The sequence below is a fragment of the Tistrella mobilis KA081020-065 genome, from assembly GCF_000264455.2.
GTDB lineage: Bacteria > Pseudomonadota > Alphaproteobacteria > Tistrellales > Tistrellaceae > Tistrella > Tistrella mobilis.
In genome coordinates, this window is sequence record NC_017958.1 from 168,573 (window position 1) to 190,645 (window position 22,073).

Consider the following 22,073-nt stretch of genomic DNA (forward strand, 5'->3'; position numbering starts at 1 on the left):
GGCGCTCTCCGGTCGGAACGGCGGGGGTGTATGACGTGTCGATGACGCCATTCTGACCCCGGCCGCCCCGCCGGTCGAGTGGGCTTCGTGTGTCAGGCGGCCACGGCTGCACGCTCGACAATGGCGGCGGCATCGACGCCCGGCGCCAGCGTGCCATAGAGCCCGCCATGATCGCCGGCAAGCCGGCTGGCGAACCAGGCCTCGGCCAGGCTCTGGGGCGTGCGCTCCATCAGCTCGGCGCCGGCCAGCGCCACCGCCAGATCGCCGACCAGACGGCGGGCGCGGAACTCCATCTCGTCATTGGAACCGAGCGCACGGAGCGTGGCGTCCAGATGGGCGTCATAACGGCTGTCCTGGCCACGCGAGCGGGTCAGATGCGCCACCAGCGCCTCGCGCGCCGCCGGCTCCCGCCCGAGGGCACGCAGCACGTCCAGCGCGATGACATTGCCCGATCCTTCCCAGATCGCATTGACCGGCACCTCGCGATAAAGCCGGGGCAGGCCGCTGTCTTCGACATAGCCGTTGCCGCCCAGGCATTCCATCGCCTCGTAGACGAAGCCCGGCGCGCGCTTGCACACCCAGTATTTGACGATCGCAGTGGCGATGCGCGCGAAGGCCGCCTCCTGCGGCTCGCTCGACCGGGCTTCGAAGGCCTGGGACAGACGCATCACCATGCGCATCGCGGCTTCCTGCTCCAGCGCCAGATCCGCCAGAACATTGACCATCGCCGGCTGATCGACCAGCCGCTTGCCGAAGGCCTGGCGGTGGCGGGCATGGTGAATGGCCTGGGTCAGCGCCTGACGCATCAGCCCGGCGGAGCCGAGCGCACAGTCCAGCCGGGTGTGGTGGACCATCTCGATGATCGTGCGCACGCCGCGCCCCTCAGGCCCGACCCTGACCGCCCAGGCACCCCGGGTCTCGATCTCGGAGGACGCGTTGGAGCGGTTGCCCAGCTTGTCCTTCAGCCGCTGGAGATGAACCGCATTGCGGCTGCCGTCGGGCCGCCGGCGCGGCAGCAGGAAGCAGGTCAGCCCGGCCTCGGTCTGGGCCAGCGTCAGGAAGGCGTCGGACATCGGCGCCGAACAGAACCATTTATGGCCGGTGATCTCGTAGACCTCCTGGCCGTCCTCGTGGCCGACGCGGACCGCGCGGCTGGTATTGGCGCGGACATCCGACCCGCCCTGCTTCTCGGTCATCGCCATGCCCAGCGTCAGACCGCGCTTCTCTGCCGCCGGCAGGGGCCGCGGGTCGTAATCGCGCGACAGCACCCCCGGCATCCAGTTGCGGGCAACCGCCGGTTCGGCTGCGAGTGCCGGGGCGACGGCAAAGGTCATGGTCATCGGGCACATGGTGCCGGCCTCGGCCTGGCAGTGCAGATAGACCAGCGCCGAACGCGCCACCATGGCGCCGGGGCGGCGCTCGTTCCAGGCGAAGGCATGCACCCCCGCCCCGATCCCCTCGGCCATGATCGCATGATAGGAGGGGTGGAAGCGGACCTCGTCGATCCGGTTGCCGTAACGGTCGTGGGTGACCAGCTCGGGCGTGTACCGGTTGGCATCGAAGCCCAGCGCCATCAGCGGCCCGCCGGTCTTCGCGCCATAGTCGGACAGATGCTCGAAAGCCCAGCCGCCGCCGAAACCGTCCACCGCGTCGACCAGCGCATGGTCCCCGGTGAAGAGATTGGCCTCCAGCGGCGGGGCCTGGTTGAAAACGGCATGGGTGGCACCGGGAAGCGGCTGGGGCGAACCGGCGGCCTTCAGGCTCTGATCGGTCATGGGGGATCCTCCGGGGAAGGTGATGACGATGACAGAGGGCGTGGCGTCAGCCGCGACCCACGGCCTCGGCTGCGCGGCGGGCGATGCGCAGCGTATCGATGGTGACGTCGGGCCGGCCGGTCAGGCCGCGGCGGCAGAAGCCGACGATCTCGGCGATGATCATCACGTCGGCCTCGGTCAGCACGCCATGGCCGGGATCGACGATGCGGGCGCGCGCCAGCGGCCCGACCAGGGCCTCGCTGACCACGCCGACCATGGCCGCGGCCGCGAGTTCCGGCGGCTGAGGGGCAAGGTCACCCTCGGCCAGCCCCGTCGCCACCGCCTCGGCATAAAGCGCGGTATAGCGCCGGCGCGCCGCCAGCCGCTCGGTATCGACCAGCGGATCGACCGGCTCGGCCAGAAGCGCATAGGCGAGCGCCCGGCCGGCCAGAGCACGGGCGGCGAAGGTGGCGACCGCATTGGCGATCCGCCGGTCGGCCGGCCCCTGGCCGCGGATCGCATCCGCCACCGCCTTCAACTCGTGGGTCGAGGCCCGGCGGAACAGCTCGGCGCAGAGTTCGGCCTTGGAGGTGAAATGGCGATAGACCGTGCCGACCGCCACCTCGGCATCCTCGGCGACCGCGCTGACCGACAGGCCGGAAAAGCCGGCACGGCGGAGAATCGCGAAGCCGGCGCTGCACAGCTTTTCCCGCGTTCCGGTGATCGGTACCACGCCGGCCGCCGCCGTCGACCTCGCCATGCCTGCCTCCTGCGGACCGCCCTGGTGCGGCCGCTCACGATGTGAATCCGGATTCACATCGAGCCACAACCCGCCAGACGATGCAAGCGGCATCACCACAGGTCCGGGCGGTCCGCATCAGGGTGCACCGCTTCGTGACATGATCCGCACACCGCACCTGTCCCGGGTTAGTCCGCGGCGGCCGCCCTGTCGGCCAGCACAACCGGGCCAAGAGATGGCGGGCATAATTGCGGCGTTTTGAGTCGGTTTGAATCTTTCTTCGCGGTTATGTTGATGAGTAAATGTATCTACGGTTTAATATCCGATGCGGCCTCGCATGCGACAAAAGGAGAGCACTCATGACGAACTTCGCCAAGGATTATGCCGATTTCGGCACGCCCATCACCTCGCTCGGCGGCGATAACGGCAAGCTGACCAGCGCTGCCTCGCAGCTGCTGGAAGGCGATCTGGTCGCGCTCGCCTGGGGCAACCACACCACCCGCACCGAAGCGCTGGCGGTGCGCGACGTGCAGTCGATCGAAGAGGCCTTCCGCGCCCACCCCTTCCACGGCAGCCATGACGCGGCAACCGTGGGTGCCGGCTGCTGCTGCACCTGCACCCCCGCCTGCTGCTGCACGGCCGGCGCGGTGGTCGACACGGTCGCCGACGCCGCCTGACCGACCGGCAACACCACCCGGTCCAGCATACCAACACACGACCCCGCCCCCGCACGCCGACCCCGAGGTGACATCGATGAATGACGGCAACCTGCTGATCCGGCTTCTACCGTTCCAACTTGCCGAGACCGCAGCCGGCACGCTTATCCGCAGGGGTGCCCTTCGCCTGATGCTCGACGGCGACGGTATCGCGGAGATCGTGGCCCGGCTGCAGGAGGTCGCGTCGGATGCATTCTGCAGCCGGCACGACCTCCTCGCCCTGTTCCCGCCGATCGACCGGCCGCGGGTCGATGCGCTGCTGCGCGAACTGGCGATCCGCCGCCTGGCGGAGCTGCGCGGCCCGGGCGCCCCCACCGACGCCGCCCCGCGCCACGAGGACAGCGAGGATGTGTTCTTCTGGCAGCTGGGCATGACCCGCGACCAGATCCGCAGCGCGACCGGCGGCCGGATCGCACTGGTGGGGGTAAATGCCCTCAGCCTGGCGCTGATCGACCATCTCGGCCGCTATGGCACCTGGCAGGCGGTGCTGATCGACGACGTGCCGCTGCGCAACCATGCGCTTTACGAGCGCGGCCTGCCCGCGGGGCTGACCATCGTGGATGCCGCAGAGGCCGACGAGGCGGTGCGCGCCGCCAACATCATGGTCGCCTGCGCCGAATTCGGCGGGCTTGGCCTGCTGAAGCCCTGGAATGCCCTGGCCGCCGCCGAAAACCGCCCCTTCCTGCCGGTGATCGTCGAGGATCTGACCGCGCGCCTCGGCCCCCTGTCGATCCCCGACGAGACCGCCTGCCTGGAATGCCTGGACGCCCGGCAGAATTCCCATCTGAAGGGCCGCCCGTCGGACCGCCGCCTGATAGAAGAGATCCTGGCCCGGGGGCAGGACGTGTCCGGCACCCATCCGGCGCTGATCGCCATGGCGGCACCGCTCGCCGCCTTCGAACTGCTGCGCTTCGCCGCCGACCTGCTGCCCCGCCGGGTGGGCAAGCTGATCGAACTCAACCTGATGGGATCGAGCATGGTGGCGAGCCGGGTGCTGAAGGCCCCGCGCTGCCCGGTCTGCAGCCCGATGAAACACGCCGGCAAGCTGGCGCTTGAAAAGGTGGTGCTGAACCCGGAGCGCTGGGCCGAAGTGGAAGCGATGGGAGGTCCCGATGGCCCGCGTTGAGAACCTGGACCGCGTTGAGGGCCTGGATCGCGTTGAGGGCCTGGATCGCGTTGAAGGCCTGGACCGCGTCGGGCCCCAGGGCCACGTGGAAACGAGGGTGGGGGCCATGCCCCTGCGCCGCGGCATCCGCACCCGCCGGCCGCTGGGTGCCCTGCCCGATATCGTGCCCCTGCTCTACGACCCCAAGGTCGGCATTCTGGGCGAGATCCGCGAGCATGACCGCGAGGCCGGCTCTCCCGAATATTTCCGCTACGTCACCACGGCCGGCGACACCACCGCCTTTTCCGGCCATCAGAATTTCTCGATCGGCGGCGGCGGCTCCACCTCGCGCGGGATCGCACTGGCCAAGGCGATCGGCGAGGCCATCGAACGCTATGCCGCCGCGGTCTATGACCGCCGCGACTACCCGATGGTGCCCTATGACGCGGCGCCGTTCGACTGCGTCGCGCCCCAGGATTTCGCCCTGTTCGATACGGCCCAGTTCGACGATCCGGACTTCACCTACCAGCCCTTCAACGGCCAGTCGGATGTGCGCTGGATGCCGGCGAAAAGCCTGGTCTCGGGCCGGATCCGCCATGTGCCGGCCTGTTTCGTACACCTGCCCTATCTGTTTCCGCGCAATGGCGACGAATGGCCGCTGGCCCAGTCCATCTCGACCGGCCTTGCCTGCCATGGCAGCTTCGCCCAGGCGGCGCTCGGCGGGATCTGCGAGGTGGTGGAGCGGGACTGCTTCTCCATCACCTGGCAGGCCATGGTCTCGCGCGAGAGGATCCGCCCGGAAAGCCTGGCCCCGGCCCATCGCGACGCCATCCGGCGTTTCGTGGCGGTGGGCTACGACGTCCATATGATGAATATCAGCCACGACAATCGCATCCCCACGATCATGACCGTGCTCTGCGGCCGGCGTGCAGGCAATGCGCCGCTGGCCGTCGCCGCCGCGACCGACCTGTCGCCCCTGGTCGCCGCCACCAAATCGCTGGAAGAACTGGCCCATACCGAACGCTATGTCCGCCAGCTGATGGGAGAGCTGGGGCGGATCGAGATCGAGCCCGGGCATCGCAACGTCTACAGCCAGGTCAGCCATGTGAATTTCTGGATCAGCCCGGAACGGGCGCGGCATGCGGATTTCCTCCACGCCTCGCCGCGGGAGATCGATCTGGCCGACCTGCCGGACCGCACCACCGGCGATCCGGCAGGCGACCTGGATGCCGTGGTCAGGGCCATCGCCGGCACCGGCCATGACGTGCTGATCGCCGATCTGGCCACCCCCGATGTCGCGGCGCTGGGTTTCCACGTGGTGCGCGCGCTCGTGCCCGGCTACCACCCGCTTTACATGGGCTATCGCCTGCGGGCGCTGGGCGGGCGGCGGTTGTGGACCGTGCCCCAGGCGCTGGGCCATCCGGGCATCGACCGGTCGACCGGCGACAACCCCATGCCCCATCCCTTCCCCTGACGGCCACCCGGCCCCCGATCGCGGAGCACCCCCCATGAAAGCTGATGGCCCGAGCTGGGACGACCTCGTCTGGGGCGAGGCGGAAACCGACCTGCTGTGGGAGACCTTTCACGAGAACAGCAAATCCTCGGGCTATGACGACGCCCTGCCCAACCAGGTGGTCGTGGACTGGATGACCCGGCTGAAAAACGCGCTGGTCTATGACAGTGCCGATGCCGTGCCCCTGCCCGGGCCGGAGCGGTTTCCGCCCTTCACCCGCGGCCTGGGCGAGGCGATCGCCCGCCGCCACACCCCGCGCGGCCTGGTGCCGACCCCGATGCCGCTGGAGACGCTGGCCTCGCTGCTGCACCACGCCTATGGCATCAACCGCTGGAATGAGGGCACCCATTTCCCGCGGCCGTTCCGCAATGTGCCGTCGGGTGGCGGGCTGTTCCCGCTGGAGCTGTATGTCCACGACCGCGGCCTGGTCGACGGCCTGCAGCCCGGGCTGCACCATTACGATCCGGAAACGAACTGCCTGCGCCGGATCATGGATGGCGACATGACCGAGGCCTTCGCCCCCTGCCTGTATCAGCCCGAGATCATCCGCGGTGCCACGGTCGCCATCTTCCAGACCGCCCTGTTCCGGCGCAGCACCTTCAAATATCGCGACCGCGGCTATCGCTTCACCCTGATCGAGGCGGGGCATGTGGCCCAGAACCTCAATCTGGTCGCGACCGCGCTGGAGCTGGGGGTGTGGAATATCGGCGGCTTCCAGGACCGCAGGATCGATCGCCTGCTCGGCATCGACGGCGTCAACCACGCCACGGTCTATATGCATGCGATCGGGCGGGAGGCCGTCTGACGTGGACAGCCATCGCACCCCCGCCTCAGCACAGTCCGGCCCGATACCGCCCGCCCCCGCGCCGCACCCGGCCTTCGTGGTGGTCTGCGAAACCGATGCCGATCTCTGCCGTCTGGCCGGCCGGCTGGCCGGCGCCGGGCCGCTGCTGGTGGCGGATCTGAGCCTGGGCAGCTGGCGGGGGCACTGGCTGGCCCGCGAGCTGGGGCGGCAGCTGGGGCTGGATCTTCCGGACGATCGGGGCCCTGTCCCCGGAGAGGCTGCCGGGGGCCCGCCGGCCGAGAGGGTGGTGGCCGCCCTGATCGACCGCGAGACCATGGGCGACGCCACCGTGCTCGCCGCCCATCATGCCGCGGTGGCGATCGCCGACGCCGCGCGCCGGCAGGGGGTGGGGGCGATCCTGATCGCCGGGCCGGCCAGGGATCACGGCTGGATGGCCGAAGATCTGTGGCTGCTGCGGCTGCTGAACCGGTTGAGCGAACTGACCGTGGCCGTGGCGGTTCCCGCCGATGCCCCACTCTCTCCCGACGAACTGGCGCCGGCCGAGCCGCCGATCGCAGCCGACGGCCCGGTCGCCCCGACGGTGGCGCAGCCGGCGGACCCCGACCGGCCGGGTCTAGGCTGGCCGGAGGATCTGGCCGATGCGGGAACGGGCGACAGCCGGCAGATGCTGCCCGCGATCGCCGGCCTGGCGGGGGCGGCATTGATCCTGCCTGGTGCGCGGGCAGCGGCGGCAGCCGGATGCACCGAGGTGCCGGCGAACCCGCCGCTCTGGCAGCGCGCCCGCACCGAGGCCCTGAAGCCGGTTGCGGACCGGCGGCCCGAGATCCTGTCGGCCGGCGCCGCGGCAGCCTTTGCCGAGGGCGGCTGGCGCCAGTCGCTGCGGCTGATCGAGGCCGCACTGCCCGCCACCGCGGATGCCGAAACCCGGGGCGCGCTCGAAGCGCAGGCCCAGGCCATGCGGATCGCGGTGATGGATTTCGCCGGCGCCGCCGACCGGCCCGATCCGGAGCCGGGCCTGTCGGCACCGCTTCGCCGCGAGCTTGCCACCGCCAAGGCCTGGGGGCTGGTGATGACCGGCCGGCCGGCCGAGGCCGACCGGTTGTTCGGCGAGGCCCGCGCCCTGGCCACGCCGGCCGACCGCGACCCGATGTGGCTGTATCTGCTGAACATTTCGGCACTGGCGAAGCTGCGCACCGGCCGGATCGACGATGCCTTCGCCTTCGAGCACCAGATCGAGGCCCGGCTGCGCAGCTTCGACCCGCCGGACTGGCATCTCAGCTATATCAACGCCATCAACCTGGCCCGGCTGCACCGTCAGGCCGGCCAGATCCCCGAAGCGCGGGCCTGTTACGAGCGCGCCTTCGCGATCACGCTGGGCCTGCGTTCGGAAAGCGACCAGCTTTATCTGGCGGTCTGCCAGGCCGGGCTGGAACAGGCCGAGGGGCGGATCGCCGAAGCCTTGATCACCACCCTGCGCGCAGCCCTGCACTGGCTGTCGATGGCCGTGCCCGAAGCCCTGGCGCCCCGGGTCGCCCGCGCCATGGGGGCGGTTCCGGGCCCCGAGCTGGTCGCCCGGGTCGACGATTATCTGCTGGGCCGGTTGACCGCGCTGCTGGAGAAGATCGGCCCGCCCTTCAACCATCTGGCCCGCGACCCGGCGGAGGACGGCCCGAGATGGCGGCGGGCGGAGGGAAACACCTCCGGGTGCACCGCCTGGGGCGGCCCCGGCTGGGGGGTGCTGATCCGCCCGCGCCCTATGGGCGAGGACCAGCCCGGGCAGGCAGAGGCGGGGCGCGACGGCGGCCGGTTGGGGGCGCTTACCGCGCGGATCCTGGCCCGGCTGAGCCCGGCGCCGATGGCGCCGGGCGATGCCTGCATCCTGGTCGATGGCGGCTTCGGCACCGATGTGCCGGTGCGGCTGCCCGAGCTGATCGGCCTGGCCCTGCGCCAGGGCTGCACCCGGCTGCGCTTCCGCGACCGGGATCTGGTGCTGACGGCGGCGCAGGCGGCGGATCTGCTCGACCGCTGCCGGATCGGGCCGGGGCCGGGGATCGATGCCATCGACCGCGCGGCCGATGGCCGGCTGGCGGTACGATTCCGGCGGGTGCGGCCGCAGCTGGTGGTGGCGGCGGACGACCCGGCCGCCATGGCCCTGACCGCGACCGATGGCCTGGTCTTCGCCGATCTGCAGGCGCGGACCGGGCTGGACCGGTCGGTGCTGCTGGCGGCGGTGCGTCGGCTGGAGGCCCGGGGCGCGCTGGCGGTTGCGGTGCCGGCCGGGATCTGATGGCCCCGCCCCGGAGCTGCCATCTGGCCTTCCGGCTGGAACCGCAGATCGCGCCCTGCCTGTGCTGGGCGGCGCTGGGCAGCGCCCTTGCCGTCCATTACGGCCTGGAGGATGCGCCGGGGCAGCGGGATCTGGTGATCCGGATCTTCGGCCGGTTTGATCCGAAACCGGCCCCGGCCGAGGCCGTGCTTCAGGCGCTGGGCCTGCTGAAGGCGCAGATCGACCGGCCGCTGACGGCCGAGGAAATCCGGGCCGAGATCACCGCCGGCCGGGTGATCGCGGCCGAGATCGCGCTGGGGTTCGGCGGCGCCCATCTGGTGGCGATTTCCGGCATCGCCGCCGATGACCGGGTGCAGGTGGACGACCCCCGCAGCGGCCGGAGCCTGATGCCGCGGGCCGAGCTGGTGGCCGACCCCGGCGGCTGGTGGTCGTGGCGGCGCAGCTTCCTGACCGGTCCGCCGGATTGATGGCGGCCCCGGCCGGGTGCGGTTCAGGCCTGCGAGGCGATGCAGATCAGCAGCACCCAGAAGAACACGAACCATTGCAGCAGACCCATCATCGCGGAGCCCCCCCGCCCGCCGGGGCGGCTGCGTTCTCGCCCATCCCGTCGGTTTCGAGCGTCGGCCCCCGGGATTGCGGCAGATCGAAGACCTGCGCGGCGCCGCCCTCCGCGGCCGCGACCTCGATGCGTCCCGTGAAGCGGGCACCGGTCGGGGCCTCCCCCTCTACCTGCCAGGCGCCGGGTTCGAGCGTGGTCTGCCAGTCGCCGGTGATCGCCTCGGGCATCGCCACCGCCTCGGACGCCTGGCCGTCCAGCGGCACCGCCGACCAGCCGACCGGCAGGCCGGCATGGGCCTCACCGATCCGGATCACCACCGGGACGGGGCTGGAGACAGCCTCCTCCGCCGGCTTGTAGGGCCGGACCAGCAGCTCGGCATCGGGCTTCATGCCCGAGGCCCAACCTTCTGAGGGATCGTAGTCCCGCATGTCCATCTCGGCATCGTAGGCGAAGCGGAAGCAGCGGGCATGCTCGACGAAATAGCTGCCCTTGGGCTCGTAGCGCCAGGCGGCGCAAAGCCTGTCACCCTCGCAGCTCGCCGCGCACCGGGCGATGCTGCCCTCGGGCGGGAACGGCAGGTCGGCCGGCGCCTCTGCATCCGGGCCGAAGGTCTGGCCGGTCGGCTCCAGGGCGATATCCGGCATCATCGGCGCGCCGGGGAAATGGGTCCGGGGCGGGGTCTCGGGCACCGGCGTAGCGGCAACGGTCTCGGCCAGAGCGGTTGCGAGCGTCGCGGCATCCGAGGCTTCGATATAGCGGCCGCCGGTGGCGTCGGCGAGGCAGGCGACGCCCGCCCCTTCTTCCTTCGTCAGGCCGAAGCCGATGACATGGGTGGTGAAATCGACACCCGCGGCCTCCAGCTCCGCGCCCAGGGCGCAGGGGTCGGCTGCGCAGGTTTCAAGCCCGTCGGTGACCAGCACCACGGTGGCGGCGTCCTCGGTATAGCGCAGCGCCTCGGCCGCCTGGCGGACGGCGGCGGACAGTGGCGTCTTGCCCAGGAAACGCATCCCGTCCACGGCCTGGCGGATGGCGCCGGCCGTGCCGGAGGCCGGGGGCACCAGCAATTCGATGTCGGCGCAATCGCCCTTGCGGCGATGGCCATAGGCGATCAGGCCGAGGCTGCGCGCGGGATCGACGCCTTCCAGCACCGCGGCCACCGTCTCGCGGGCGATCTCGAGCTTCGGCCGCCCGTCGATCTGCCCCCACATCGAGCCCGAGCCGTCCATCACCAGGATCGTGGCCGGGCCCTGGGGTGCTGCATCCGCCGCCCCCGCCGGGTCGACTGTTGCGATCGTACACATCCCGATCGCCATCGCATGCATGAGGCCAAGTGCGGCCGCATGCATGCCGCGTGTTCGTGCGGCAGGCTTCATGCGCATCTGCTCCCGATCTGCCCGTTGTGCCGGTCCGGCCGGCTTGCTGCGGCCGTTGACGGAAAATTAACGATGATCGGGGAACGGGCACACTACCAGATGGTAGGGAGGTGGCACATGGTTGGGGGGTGGCGGTTTGGGCAGAAGCCCCGCTCAGACGGCTAGAACCGTTCAGAGAGGCCCGCGCGGCCGGCGAGTAGCAGCGCCTGGCGGAACACCATGTCGCCATGGCTGAGCGGCAGGGTGTGGCCGGCATCGCCGACCGGCTGGAAACGGCCGGCGGGGAGCAGGCCGGCCAGCTCGGTCACGGCCTGGCGCGACACGGTCTGGCTGCGCTCGCCATGCAGCAGCAGAACCTCGCAGGCAACACGCGGCGCCAGATCGCTCCAGTCCTCGTTGGTCAGCCGCATGTCGTGGCGGAAGCCCAGCCCCTTCTGACCCGACACCAGCGCGAAGCTTTCCTGCAGAGAGGGTGCGAAGCGCGGATCGGCCCAGAGGTCGCGGTCGAAATCACAGTCGCTGAACACCAGGCCGGGGATCAGATCAACGCCCTTGCGCGCGACCTGGGTGATGCCGAGCCCGACGATCTTATCCATCAGCGCCGGCATTTTCTGCGAGGCCCAGGCATTGACCCGGTGGCGCAGCGGCATGTCGGAGGTCTGGCCCCAGCCGCGCATCGGCGGGGTGGCCGGGGCGGCGACGATCCCCGCCACCCGGTCGGGGCGGCGCAGGGCAAAATCGATCGCGAAACGGGTACCGATATCGTGGGCCACCACCACGGCGCGCGTGATGCCCTGGCGATCCAGGATGGCGTCGATCCGGGTGGCAGCCAGCTTCAGGGGATCGGCGCCCGGGGCCAGCGGGGCTGCGCCATAGCCGGGACGGACCGGCGCGATCACATCCAGCCCCAGGGTCCGGGCGGCATGGCGGATGTCAGGCTGGGCGGCGATGCCGAACAGCGCGCCGTGCAGCAGCAGCACCGGAAACCCGCCCGGCCGGCCGAAACGGTGCACGGGCACGGGGCCATCGGCGGTCGGCTCCAGCAGGGACGCGGCCGAGGGGGCGTGGAGGCGCGGGCCGCTGTCGCTCAACCGTTCGGCCGTCAGCATCAGCGAATAGGCAAGCGCCACCGCCTGGGTCTGGCTGTGCACGCCCATCTTGGCCAGCACCGCCTTGACCAGCTGGCGGATGGTCGCCGGCTTGCGGCCGGTCTCGGCGGCGATCGCCTCGATATCGCGGCCGTCCATCAGCGCGAACAGCACACGTAGCTCGGACGGGATCAGCCCGAAAACCGCGGTCAGCCGCGCCTCCAGCGCCGTGTCCTGGCCACGCCGGCATTCGACCAGCAGGATGTCGCCGCCGCGTTCCGGCGCCATGCCGGCCAGCAGCAGGGTCCGCTCGCGCATGTCAGCCACGAACAGCGCCCCGGCCTCGCCCGTGCGGCGCACGGCTTCAAGAAAGGCCGTGTGGCTGCCGGGCGTCAGCACCACCGCACCCAGCTCGTCGCCCACCTCCAGCGCCAGACGCCGCGCGGCGGCGGCATTGCGACTGAGCACCCGGCCCGTGGGATCCAACACCAGCATCACGCCTTCATCGGCGAAGCCGGCAGCCCCCATCGCCTCGAAGATCGCCGGCACGTCGGCCATCATCGCCGACAGCCGATCGATCCCGCCGCGGCCTTCCAGCACATCGGAAATCAGATCCACCAGGCGGCGATAGGCCGCCTCGGTGCTCTGAATGGGGGGCGCCTGAATGGGTGTGTTCCGTGCCGGTCCGGCCGCATCCGCGGTCATGCGCCGCCCTGCCCTGCAGGTGTTGGAGATCGGCTCAGTCTATATCAGGGCGGGGGTGGATGACATGGCCTGGATTGGGGGGCAGACAATCTGGAAGATGCATAACCAACACCTGTACGAAGCGCGTAGGCACGACGCGTAAACACGATACGTAAACACGACGCGTAAACACGACGCGTAGGCGCGTTACATAAGCGCAAAATCTGTACGCATATCCATTACCCCCTCCGATATACGATAATTTATGCGTTGTGGAGCACCACGTTAATCTAAGTATTTGATAAATATGTATTTTCTTTTGATGCCTGATCCGCTTAAAGACCTTGACGCCACCCGCATGCTGAGTTATCACTTGATGGTCGATAGGAGGTCCGCCATGGCTGCCATTCAGCGAAAGAAAAGCCCCCGCGCTCCATCTTTTGGGCTTCAAGATGCGATCGAGCGTGCGTTCAAGATCTATGATAGGGAAGGCCGTCATGCGGTTCCCGTAGATGTTGCCGCGAACCATCTTGGGTACAAAGATGCAAGTAATGGTGCGGCCATGGCAGCCCTTGCAACACTTCGTTACTATGGTCTAATCGAACGACCCCGAGAGGGACAACTAGCTATATGCAAAGAATTGGAACTATATAAATTTTCACCGAATGACGAAATTCGGATGAAACTCCTCGGAACGTGGATAAGAAAGCCACCAATATTCAATGAGCTTTTAGATCAATACGTCGGCGGACTTCCTTCTGATGGTACCATTAGATATGATCTCATCCAAAAAGGCTTCAATGCGAGTTCCGTAGACTCCTGCGTCTCTGCTTTCAGAAGCTCTGTGGAATACGCACGTTTCTACGATGCACCTGCGGGCAGAGTGGAGGCAGATGAGCAGGATGAGGAGGAACACGACCTTCCGGAGAGTTTAGAACAAGCGCACGGCACTCCCACACCCTCCTCGCACAGTTCATCTCTCCCAGAGAGGCCAAGTACGGCAAAGATCAAGCCCCCCCTCCTCCTTTCCAGCGACGACACAGCGGAGATTGATAAGATCCCAATACGCCTGACTGGAGGGAGAAGAGCCTGGATCGTCGTTCCGTCGCCGCTATACACAGCGGATAAGGACCGCATGATCGCACAGATAAAGCTACTACTGACCGATGACGAAGAAACTGAAGAGTAGTAGCTAAAGAAAAGGCCCGGAGCAGCTGCAACTGCCCCGAGCCCCAAATCTCCCACGGACACGGAAATCATCCAATGGGAGGCCGGCTATGCCGACTCACAAGATGGGATACTCAATCCCTAAGGTCGCCGGTGTCAAGAGATATCTTATGCAAAAGGTGAAACATATGTCACCGCATGAGCGTCCAGCACCCGCAGGATACCGTTGGGTATACTGCAAGTGCTTCAGGCACTGGCGTACAAAGAAGATTGTCTACCCCAAAAAGGGAGACTGCTTCATGTTCCTGGTGCGCTGCAAATAATCTATAACTGCACAAGCATCCCACCAATCCCATGGTGGGATGCTTGTCGTGTCAACAATAATGACGGCGCTATGCCGATTTAGACCAGAAGAATGGCTGGGGCGCCAGGATTCGAAGCCAGGACGCGCCCAAAACCCGTCGGAAACACAAGGAAACGGACGCCTTCCGTTCCGATGCCGGGGCTGGAGTGCTCCACACGAATGCTCCACAGTCCCGCCAATGCCGCCGATTCTACGCGACGAAACGACGGGCGCCAAGGGGGTAGGAAGCAGCGCTCAGAGGGATCGGAGTGGCGGCCAACCAGACCGTGTGCTTAAATTCCGCGCCGCCGAACAGCGGTGGTTGGGGCATTCACCGTACGGCGGGACGTGAGAACGCTCAGGGTTGAGAAAGGGGGCCTTCCACCATGACACCGACCGAGTTCGTCGCCAAGTGGAAGGCGTCCACGCTGACGGAGCGCGCCGCCGCGCAAAGCCAGTTCGTTGACCTCTGCCGGCTGCTGGATGAACCCACGCCGTCGGAAGCCGATCCGACCGGCGAATGGTATGCCTTCGAGAAGGGCGCCAACAAGACCACCGGCGCCAGCGGATGGGCCGACGTGTGGAAGCGGGGGCATTTCGCCTGGGAATACAAGGGCAAGGGCCGCGACCTGAACGCCGCCTTCGCCCAGTTGCAGCAGTATGCCGGCGCCCTCGGGAATCCGCCGTTGCTCGTCGTGTCCGACATGCAGATCTTCCGCATCACGACCGCTTGGACCAATACCGTCTCCGAGGTCCACACCCTGACACTGGACGACCTTCTGGACGCCGAGAAGCGCCGGCTCCTGAAGTGGGTGCTGTCCGCACCCAACAACCTCAAGCCCGGCCTGACCCGGCAGGCCCTCACCGAGCAGGCGGCCGCCACCTTCGCCGCCCTTGCCCGCCGCCTGCGCGAGCGCGGCCACGATCCGCAGCAGGTGGCCCATTTCGTCAACCGTCTGGTCTTCTGCATGTTCGCCGAAGACGTGGACCTGCTGCCCAGTTCGATGTTCCAACGCCTGTTGGAAGCCTGCCGCGCCAAGCCCGACCAGTTCGAGACGATGGCGAGCACCCTGTTCGGCGCCATGCGCACCGGCGGTATGGTTGGCTTCGAGGTCGTCGAGTGGTTCAACGGCGGCCTGTTCGATGACGACAGCGCCCTGCCGCTGACCCGCGACGACCTGACCGAAGTCCTGTCCACCGCCCGCCTGGACTGGGCCGAGGTAGACCCGTCGATCTTCGGCACCCTGTTCGAGCGCGGTCTTGACCCCGATAAGCGCAGCCAGTTGGGCGCCCACTACACCGACCGCGACAAGATTCAGCTCATCATCGAGCCGGTAATCCTGCGTCCACTGCTGGCCGAGTGGGAGGCCCGCAAGGCCGACATCGCCGCCGCGCTGGACAAGGCCCGCACCGCAAAGGCTCCCGGCACTCGCACGAAGGCGCGCAAGGAAGCCGAAACCCTCTACCGCGCCTTCCTGGACCGCCTGCGCGCCTTCCGGGTTCTCGACCCTGCCTGTGGCTCCGGCAACTTCCTGTATCTGGCCCTGCTGACGTTGAAGGACTTGGAGCACCGGGCCGGCGTCGAAGCGGAAGCGATGGGCCTCCAACGCGAGTTCCCGGCCATTGGACCCGAAGCCGTCAAAGGCATCGAAATCAACCCTTACGCTGCCGAACTGGCGCGCATCTCGGTGTGGATCGGCGAAATCCAGTGGATGCGCCGCAACGGCTACAACGTGCCGCGCAATCCCATTCTGCGCCCCCTGGACACCATCGAGAACCGCGACGCGCTGTTGAACGCCGATGGCAGTGAAACCGCGTGGCCGACCGCCGACGTCATCATCGGCAACCCGCCGTTCCTGGGCGGCAAGTTGCTCCGCACGATGCTCGGCGACGATACGGTGGAACGCCTGTTCGCCGTCTATGCGGGCCGAGTTCCCGCCGAAGCCGACCTTGTATGCTACTGGTTCGCGAAAGGCTGGGAGATGATCCGGGCGGGGCGCCTGTCGCGCCTGGGGCTTGTGTCCACGAACTCCTTGCGAGGTGGCGCGAACCGGCGCGTTCTGGAGGCCCCTGCGGCTGCGGGAGCCATCTTCGACGCCTGGAATGATGAGCCTTGGGTGGTCGATGGAGCCGCGGTGCGCGTGTCTTTGGTGGCTTTGGGCGCGCCGGGCCACACCCTGCCCGTCCGCCTCGACGGCGCCCCGGTGGAGCGGATCAACGCCGACCTGTCAGCCGGCGCCACTGACCTCACCACCGCCAAGCGGTTGCCGGAGAACGCGGGCGCTGCGTATATGGGCGACACCAAGGGCGGCGCGTTCGACGTGGCGGGCGACCTTGCCCGGCAGTGGCTGGCCCTGCCCCTGAACCCCAACGCGCGCCCGAACGCCGACGTTCTGCGGCCTTGGGTCAACGGGATGGACCTCACCCGGCGGCCCGCCGGCAAGTGGATCATCGACTTCGGCTGGTCGATGAGCGAAGCCGATGCTGCCCTCTATGAAGCTCCCTTTTCCCATGTGCTTGCTCATGTGAAGCCGGAGCGAGACACCAACCGCCGTGAAGGCTACCGCACCTTCTGGTGGCGCCATGTCGAACCGCGCCAAGGGATGTGGCGCGCCCTGACGGGCTTGCCGCGCTACGTTGCCACCGCTCGTGTCTCCAAACACCGGCTGTTTACGTGGCTCCCTGCGTCAACGGTGCCCGACAGCCAAGTCATCGTCATCACGCGCGACGACGACACGACCTTCGGGATCCTGCACAGCCGCTTTCACGAAGCTTGGGCGCTGCGTCTGGGCACGAGCCTGGAGGACCGGCCCCGCTACACGCCCAGCACGACATTCGAGACCTTCCCCTTCCCCGACGGCCTGACGCCCAGCATTCCCGCCGCCGACTATGCTGCGGATCCGCTCGCCCAGGCCATCGCCCAGGCCGCCGCGCGCTTGGACCAGTTGCGGCGCAACTGGCTCAACCCGCCCGACCTCGTGGACGTGGTGCCCGAAGTCGTGCCCGGCTTCCCCGACCGCCTGATCCCCAAGGACGACAAGGCCGCCGCCGAGTTGAAGAAGCGCACGCTGACCAACCTCTACAACGCCCGCCCGACATGGCTCGCCAAGGCCCATGCCGACCTGGACGCCGCCGTTGCCGCCGCCTACGGTTGGCCCGCTGACATCACCGAAGACGATGCCCTGGCCCGCCTGCTGGCCCTCAACCACCAGCGGGCCGGCTTGGCGGCGGCACCCGCGCCAACGCCTGCCGACGTGGACGCCTGACCGCGCTTCTTGGCACGCTGGCGCCGGTAAATTCCGTTGCTTGCCGGATCACGAAAAATCGAATGGCAGACGATACGGGAATAGCCTGGGCCGGCGACGCTGAACGGATGGGGGCCACTTGGTCCGCGTGGTGGGGGTGTTCGAAGCTCGTCGAAAAGCGGCCCGCCTGGAAGCCCGTCGGCTCCGCGTGCGACTTCTGCTATGCGGAAGCGAATGCAGAGCCGAAGCGCCGGGGGCTGGCCTTGAAGACCGGCGCGCCCGCAATCCCCCTGTGGGGCAAGGCCGGCGTTCGTCAGAAATGCAGCAGCACCGGAAACCCGCCCGGCCGGCCGAAACGGTGCACGGGCACGGGGCCATCGGCGGTCGGCTCCAGCAGGGACGCGGCCGAGGGGGCGTGGAGGCGCGGGCCACTGTCGCTCAACCGTTCGGCCGTCAGCATCAGCGAATAGGCGAGCGCCACAGCCTGGGTCTGGCTGTGCACGCCCATCTTGGCCAGCACCGCCTTGACCAGCTGGCGGATGGTCGCCGGCTTGCGGCCGGTCTCGGCGGCGATCGCCTCGATATCGCGGCCGTCCATCAGCGCGAACAGCACACGTAGCTCGGACGGGATCAGCCCGAAAACCGCGGTCAGCCGCGCCTCCAGCGCCGTGTCCTGGCCACGCCGGCATTCGACCAGCAGAATGTCGCCGCCGCGCTCCGGTGCCATGCCGGCCAGCAGCAGGGTCCGCTCGCGCATGTCAGCCACGAACAGCGCCCCGGCCTCGCCCGTGCGGCGCACGGCTTCAAGAAAGGCCGTGTGGCTGCCGGGCGTCAGCACCACCGCACCCAGCTCGTCGCCCACCTCCAGCGCCAGACGCCGCGCGGCGGCGGCATTGCGGCTGAGCACCCGGCCGGCGGGATCCAGCACCAGCATCACGCCTTCATCGGCGAAGCCGGCCGCGCCCATCGCCTCGAAGATCGCCGGCACGTCGCCCATCATCATCGACAGCCGATCGATCCCGCCGCGGCCTTCCAGCACGTCGGAAATCAGATCCACCAGGCGGCGATAGGCCGCCTCGGTGCTCTGAATGGGGGGAGCCTGAATGGGTGTGTTCCGTGCCGGTCCGGCCGCATCCGCGGTCATGCGCCGCCCTGCCCCGCAGATGGTGGAGATCGGCTCAGTCTATATCAGGGCGGGGGTGGATGACATGACCGGGATGGGGGGGCCCAGGTCGGCGGTCCCGCTGGAAATCGGCATATACCAGGCATAAGTTATCCTGTGTCGTGCCCCCGGAGACCCGTTCATGCCACGCACCGTGCGGCCGGACTGGCTGTCATTTGCCGAGGAACCGGAGGAAGACCAGGATTTCCTGCGTGAGCGTCCGGACCTGATCGACGAGGGACGCTTTTCTCTCGACGGTGATCTGCCGGACGACAAGACCGGGACGCGCTGATGCCTGCGGTCTACATGCTCGACACCAATATCTGTTCCGACATCATGCGGGATTTCGCGCGTGGCGAGGCTGCGCGTCGAGGGTTGGGCGGCGGAGGATTGAGCAGGGTGACCGGCGCCGGGAGGCGGCCAGGATCCGATACCGGATATGGCTGGGGCGCCAGGATTCGAACCTGGGATCACGGGACCAAAACCCGTTGCCTTACCGCTTGGCCACGCCCCATCGCGCGGGCTGCAACATAGTACGGACCCGGACGGCTTTCAACCGGATCGGGCGGGGGTTTCACGGATTTCGGGCGGGCCGGCGAGCAGCGGGCCGGTGGCCGTCCACCAGCCGGGGTGGGCTGTGGAGATCAGGCTCTGGGCGGCTTCCGCGGCAGCGGCTTCGGTGAAGAGCGCGAAGCAGGTGGCGCCCGATCCGGACATGCGCGTGAAACATGCCCCCGCCAGCCGGCCAAGTGCCGCCTCTGCCTCGGGAATTTCGGGAACCAGGCTGCGGGCGGCGCCCGAGAGGTCGTTGCCGGCCGCCCCGAGTGCCGCCAGCCACGCGCCGATATCGGCGGTATCGGGGGCCGGCAGCCGGGCCGCGGGCGTGAAGCCGGCGCCGGCGGCGGCGCGGGCACGGAACACCACCGGCGTCGACAGCGGCACCAGCGGGTTGACCAGCAGGATGTGCAGGCCTGCGAAGGCGGCCGCGGCCGGCGCGTCGAGCGGTGCGACCACCTCGCCCACCCCGGTCACGCGGCAGGGTGTGGCGGTGACACACATCGGCACGTCGGCACCCAGGCCTTCGGCCACGGCCTGAAGGTCGTCCGCCCCGGCGCCCCAGGCATGGCCCAGCAGGCGCAGCACCGCCGCGGCGTCGCTGGAGCCGCCACCGATGCCGCTTGCGACCGGCAGATGCTTGTCGAGCCGGATCCGCGCCGGCAGCGGCCGGCCGAGCCGGGCGGCGAGCCCCGTGGCGGCGCGCATGACGAGATTGTCGGCCGGGGCGGTGTCGCCCAGCGCCGCGGCGAAAGGGCCTTCAAGATCGAAACCGGTGGGCGTTCCCGCAGGCGCCGGACGCGGATCGACCACCACCCTGTCTCCCGCCCCGGCAAAGACCACCAGGCTGTCGAGCAGGTGATAGCCGTCATCCCGGCGGCCGGTGACGTGCAGGTGCAGGTTGATCTTGGCAGGCGCCAGGGTGGAGAGCATCAGTTGGGGAGGGGCGGTCACTTGGGGGCGGGAGCCGCGACGGGGATCACGCTGCCCGCGGGCGCCGGCGGCAGGCCCCGGGCCAGCTTGCCGCGGATGATCTCGGCCTGTTTCGGCTCGGGGTCGAAAACCAGGGCATGGCTCCACTGGAAGCGGGCCTCGCGCTCGCGCCCGACCCGCCAATAGGCGTCGCCCAGATGATCATTGATCGTGGGGTCGTTGGGCTGCAGCAGAACCGCCTGTTCCAGCCGGGCGACGGCGCCCTCGTAATCGCCCATCTGGAACAGCGCCCAGCCCAGGCTGTCGACGATGAAGCCGTCGCGCGGGCGCAGCGTCACCGCCTTTTCAAGCATGGCCCGGGCCCGGTCCAGGTTCATGCCCTTCTCGACCCAGGAATAGCCCAGATAATTCAGCACCAGCGGCTGATCGGGCGACAGCTGCAGCGCCTTCAGGAAATCAGACTCGGCCTCGGGCCAGCGGCCGGCGCGCTCATAGGCGACACCGCGGGCATAAAACAGATCCCAGTGTTCGGGACCGGGATCGACCAGGGCCGCAAGCGCGCTGCTATAGGCGCGGGCGGCATCGTCCCAGCGTTCCTGCCGGCGATAGAGTTCGGCCAGGCTGATCGCCGCATCCTTCTGGCCGGCGGCCACCCGCTCTTCCAGCAGCGCCTCAGCCCCGTCGATATCGCCCGAGGCTGCGAGATTGTCGGCGATGCGGATCGCCGCCGCCTCGGCCACGGCACCGCCATCGTCGATCTTGCGGAAGGCATCTAGCGCCGAACGGTGATCGCCGGCCCGCTCGTAAACCTCGCCCACCAGATAGCGGGCATCGGCGAAATCGGGGCGCATGAACAAAGCGAGCCGGCCGTAGAACAGGGCGGCCCCCAGCACCTGATCGCGCAGCAGCAGGCCGGCGACGCCGTAAAGCGCCTCGGCGATGCCGGCCTTGTAGTCGGGCACCAGCCGCGGAAGTTCCTCACCCGCCTCGATCCGCGCCAGCGCCTGGCGCAGCGTCGTGCTCTCGGGCGCATCGCGCAGAAGCTGGCGATAGAGATCGGCCGCCTGGTCGCGGTTGCCGGTGCGGACGAGATACGAGGCGTAGGACTGGATCAGCCGCACGGGCGTCGGCCCGCCGCTCGACAGCGCCACCTCGTAATTGGCCCGCGCGCCTGCATCCTGTCCGGCCAGATCGTGGATCAGCGCTGCATAATAATAGCGGTAGGTGGCGAAAGCCGGCGTGCCGGCCAGCCGGTCGAGCGCGGTGACCGCCTCTCCCGAACGGCCGCGGCCAAAACGCACCCAGGCATCGACCACGGGGGCGAGCAGCGCGTTGACGCCGCCGCGATCCATGCGGTCGGCCATGCGCTCGGCCTCGATCAGCTCTCCCGCCTGGATGCGGTCCAGGATCAGCAGCAGATCGGCGAACGGGGCGGCCGGCTCCAGCGCGCGCACGCGCTTTGCATAATCCAGCGCCTGGGGGATGTTGCCTTCGCCCGCCGTCAGCAGCATGGCGCGGCGCAGCAATTCCGGGTCCTGCGGCGCCTGATCGAGCGCTGCACGATAGAAGGCGGCCGCGGCGGTGAAATCGTCACGGGTCTGGGCATAGCGCCCGGCCAGATAGTTGCCGGTGAAGGTACGGCCGACCTGGACATCCGGGGCCGGCCCGGTGCCCGGGCTGGCGCAGGCCGCCAGCAACAGCGTCGCCATGGCCGCGAAAACCACCGCTCCCGCCCGTCTGCTGCCTGCCCGTGTCATGCGAAGGTCCATCCCGTCGATCGGCCCCTGCCGGCCCGGACCACGGTCCGACCCTCCGGCTTTTCTGGATGCGCCCCGGCTCCCCGGGCCGCCATTCGTCGCACCATCCGCGGCCCGCGGCAAGGGGGCCGGCGGTTTGGCTGGCGACTGCGACATTTTCGTCTCGCACCGCGTTGCGGCAATGCCACCATTGGACACTCTGGCCATGCCCCTGTCCAGCGCAGACGGCCGGCGCCGGCCGGAGCCATCGCATGGCTGAAGATCAACGGCGCGACCCATGCAGACAAT

The 22,073-nt window shown here is 68.7% G+C and carries 16 protein-coding genes and 1 tRNA gene; 9 read left to right on the forward strand and 8 right to left on the reverse strand.

The features are described from left to right. Window positions 1-92: 92 nt before the first annotated feature. Window positions 93-1,775, reverse strand: coding sequence for an isovaleryl-CoA dehydrogenase (locus tag TMO_RS24620; RefSeq protein ID WP_014747764.1), 1,683 nt, complete (start codon window positions 1,773-1,775; stop codon window positions 93-95). A 46-nt stretch (window positions 1,776-1,821) separates the two neighbouring features. Further along, window positions 1,822-2,514 carry a TetR/AcrR family transcriptional regulator gene (locus TMO_RS24625; RefSeq protein ID WP_051045615.1) on the reverse strand — a complete coding sequence of 231 codons (693 nt, stop codon included), beginning with the start codon at window positions 2,512-2,514 and terminating at the stop codon, window positions 1,822-1,824. A 338-nt stretch (window positions 2,515-2,852) separates the two neighbouring features. On the opposite strand from TMO_RS24625, the gene TMO_RS24630 reads away from it, so the two are divergent. From TMO_RS24630 to TMO_RS31890, 6 genes are all read left to right on the forward strand, one after another. Beyond that, window positions 2,853-3,170 (forward strand): hypothetical protein, encoded by a 318-nt coding sequence (locus TMO_RS24630; RefSeq protein WP_014747766.1) that lies wholly within the window; start codon window positions 2,853-2,855, stop codon window positions 3,168-3,170. 76 nt (window positions 3,171-3,246) lie between these two features. Beyond that, window positions 3,247-4,335 (forward strand): TOMM precursor leader peptide-binding protein, encoded by a 1,089-nt coding sequence (locus tag TMO_RS24635; RefSeq protein ID WP_014747767.1) that lies wholly within the window; start codon window positions 3,247-3,249, stop codon window positions 4,333-4,335. A gap of 106 nt (window positions 4,336-4,441) precedes the next feature. After that, window positions 4,442-5,788 carry a YcaO-like family protein gene (locus tag TMO_RS24640; RefSeq protein WP_187297890.1) on the forward strand — a complete coding sequence of 449 codons (1,347 nt, stop codon included), beginning with the start codon at window positions 4,442-4,444 and terminating at the stop codon, window positions 5,786-5,788. Between the two features lie 34 nt (window positions 5,789-5,822). After that, complete coding sequence (locus TMO_RS24645; RefSeq protein WP_014747769.1) at window positions 5,823-6,632, forward strand: SagB family peptide dehydrogenase; 810 nt, start codon at window positions 5,823-5,825, stop codon at window positions 6,630-6,632. 1 nt (window position 6,633) lies between these two features. Continuing rightward, window positions 6,634-8,919 carry a hypothetical protein gene (locus tag TMO_RS31885; protein ID WP_041607583.1) on the forward strand — a complete coding sequence of 762 codons (2,286 nt, stop codon included), beginning with the start codon at window positions 6,634-6,636 and terminating at the stop codon, window positions 8,917-8,919. After that, a complete protein-coding gene (locus tag TMO_RS31890; protein ID WP_014747771.1) occupies window positions 8,919-9,386 on the forward strand; it encodes a papain-like cysteine protease family protein in 468 nt (155 codons plus the stop codon). Before TMO_RS31885 ends, TMO_RS31890 begins: the two co-directional genes overlap by 1 nt. A gap of 88 nt (window positions 9,387-9,474) precedes the next feature. On the opposite strand, the gene TMO_RS29965 is transcribed toward TMO_RS31890, so the two are convergent. Both TMO_RS29965 and TMO_RS24665 read right to left on the reverse strand, forming a co-directional pair. Beyond that, window positions 9,475-10,851 (reverse strand): vWA domain-containing protein, encoded by a 1,377-nt coding sequence (locus TMO_RS29965; protein WP_014747772.1) that lies wholly within the window; start codon window positions 10,849-10,851, stop codon window positions 9,475-9,477. 161 nt (window positions 10,852-11,012) lie between these two features. Next, window positions 11,013-12,644 carry an alpha/beta fold hydrolase gene (locus TMO_RS24665; RefSeq protein WP_014747773.1) on the reverse strand — a complete coding sequence of 544 codons (1,632 nt, stop codon included), beginning with the start codon at window positions 12,642-12,644 and terminating at the stop codon, window positions 11,013-11,015. A 376-nt stretch (window positions 12,645-13,020) separates the two neighbouring features. On the opposite strand from TMO_RS24665, the gene TMO_RS31405 reads away from it, so the two are divergent. Continuing rightward, window positions 13,021-13,812, forward strand: a complete 792-nt coding sequence (locus TMO_RS31405) for a hypothetical protein (protein ID WP_145978417.1) — start codon at window positions 13,021-13,023, stop codon at window positions 13,810-13,812. A gap of 707 nt (window positions 13,813-14,519) precedes the next feature. Next, window positions 14,520-17,399 carry a class I SAM-dependent DNA methyltransferase gene (locus tag TMO_RS24670; RefSeq protein ID WP_014747774.1) on the forward strand — a complete coding sequence of 960 codons (2,880 nt, stop codon included), beginning with the start codon at window positions 14,520-14,522 and terminating at the stop codon, window positions 17,397-17,399. 292 nt (window positions 17,400-17,691) lie between these two features. Here TMO_RS24670 and TMO_RS24675 read toward each other — a convergent pair whose 3' ends face one another. Then, a complete protein-coding gene (locus tag TMO_RS24675; RefSeq protein WP_014747775.1) occupies window positions 17,692-18,522 on the reverse strand; it encodes a helix-turn-helix transcriptional regulator in 831 nt (276 codons plus the stop codon). A 160-nt stretch (window positions 18,523-18,682) separates the two neighbouring features. On the opposite strand from TMO_RS24675, the gene TMO_RS29970 reads away from it, so the two are divergent. Further along, window positions 18,683-18,832, forward strand: a complete 150-nt coding sequence (locus tag TMO_RS29970; protein WP_014747776.1) for a hypothetical protein — start codon at window positions 18,683-18,685, stop codon at window positions 18,830-18,832. Between the two features lie 148 nt (window positions 18,833-18,980). On the opposite strand, the gene TMO_RS24685 is transcribed toward TMO_RS29970, so the two are convergent. The 3 genes from TMO_RS24685 to TMO_RS24695 all read right to left on the reverse strand — a co-directional run bounded on the left by TMO_RS24685 (window position 18,981) and on the right by TMO_RS24695 (window position 21,785). Next, window positions 18,981-19,054, reverse strand: a tRNA-Gln gene (locus TMO_RS24685). Between the two features lie 38 nt (window positions 19,055-19,092). Then, entirely contained in the window at window positions 19,093-20,049 is a 957-nt protein-coding gene (locus TMO_RS24690; protein ID WP_228382375.1) for a 4-(cytidine 5'-diphospho)-2-C-methyl-D-erythritol kinase, read from the reverse strand. Beyond that, the gene (locus TMO_RS24695; RefSeq protein WP_014747778.1) at window positions 20,046-21,785 is read right to left on the reverse strand and encodes a tetratricopeptide repeat protein; all 1,740 of its coding nucleotides are present in this window, start codon (window positions 21,783-21,785) and stop codon (window positions 20,046-20,048) included. The genes TMO_RS24690 and TMO_RS24695 overlap by 4 nt, the downstream gene beginning before the upstream one ends. Between the last annotated feature and the right edge of the window lie 288 nt (window positions 21,786-22,073).

Coding starts and splice junctions, on each gene's coding strand:
- TMO_RS24620 (WP_014747764.1), bottom strand. CDS start 1,775: ATGACCGATCAGAGCCTGAAGGCCGCCGGTTCGCCCCAGCCGCTTCCC.
- TMO_RS24625 (WP_051045615.1), bottom strand. CDS start 2,514: ATGGCGAGGTCGACGGCGGCGGCCGGCGTGGTACCGATCACCGGAACG.
- TMO_RS24630 (WP_014747766.1), top strand. CDS start 2,853: ATGACGAACTTCGCCAAGGATTATGCCGATTTCGGCACGCCCATCACC.
- TMO_RS24635 (WP_014747767.1), top strand. CDS start 3,247: ATGAATGACGGCAACCTGCTGATCCGGCTTCTACCGTTCCAACTTGCC.
- TMO_RS24640 (WP_187297890.1), top strand. CDS start 4,442: ATGCCCCTGCGCCGCGGCATCCGCACCCGCCGGCCGCTGGGTGCCCTG.
- TMO_RS24645 (WP_014747769.1), top strand. CDS start 5,823: ATGAAAGCTGATGGCCCGAGCTGGGACGACCTCGTCTGGGGCGAGGCG.
- TMO_RS31890 (WP_014747771.1), top strand. CDS start 8,919: ATGGCCCCGCCCCGGAGCTGCCATCTGGCCTTCCGGCTGGAACCGCAG.
- TMO_RS29965 (WP_014747772.1), bottom strand. CDS start 10,851: ATGAAGCCTGCCGCACGAACACGCGGCATGCATGCGGCCGCACTTGGC.
- TMO_RS24665 (WP_014747773.1), bottom strand. CDS start 12,644: ATGACCGCGGATGCGGCCGGACCGGCACGGAACACACCCATTCAGGCG.
- TMO_RS31405 (WP_145978417.1), top strand. CDS start 13,021: ATGGCTGCCATTCAGCGAAAGAAAAGCCCCCGCGCTCCATCTTTTGGG.
- TMO_RS24670 (WP_014747774.1), top strand. CDS start 14,520: ATGACACCGACCGAGTTCGTCGCCAAGTGGAAGGCGTCCACGCTGACG.
- TMO_RS24675 (WP_014747775.1), bottom strand. CDS start 18,522: ATGACCGCGGATGCGGCCGGACCGGCACGGAACACACCCATTCAGGCT.
- TMO_RS29970 (WP_014747776.1), top strand. CDS start 18,683: ATGCCACGCACCGTGCGGCCGGACTGGCTGTCATTTGCCGAGGAACCG.
- TMO_RS24695 (WP_014747778.1), bottom strand. CDS start 21,785: ATGACACGGGCAGGCAGCAGACGGGCGGGAGCGGTGGTTTTCGCGGCC.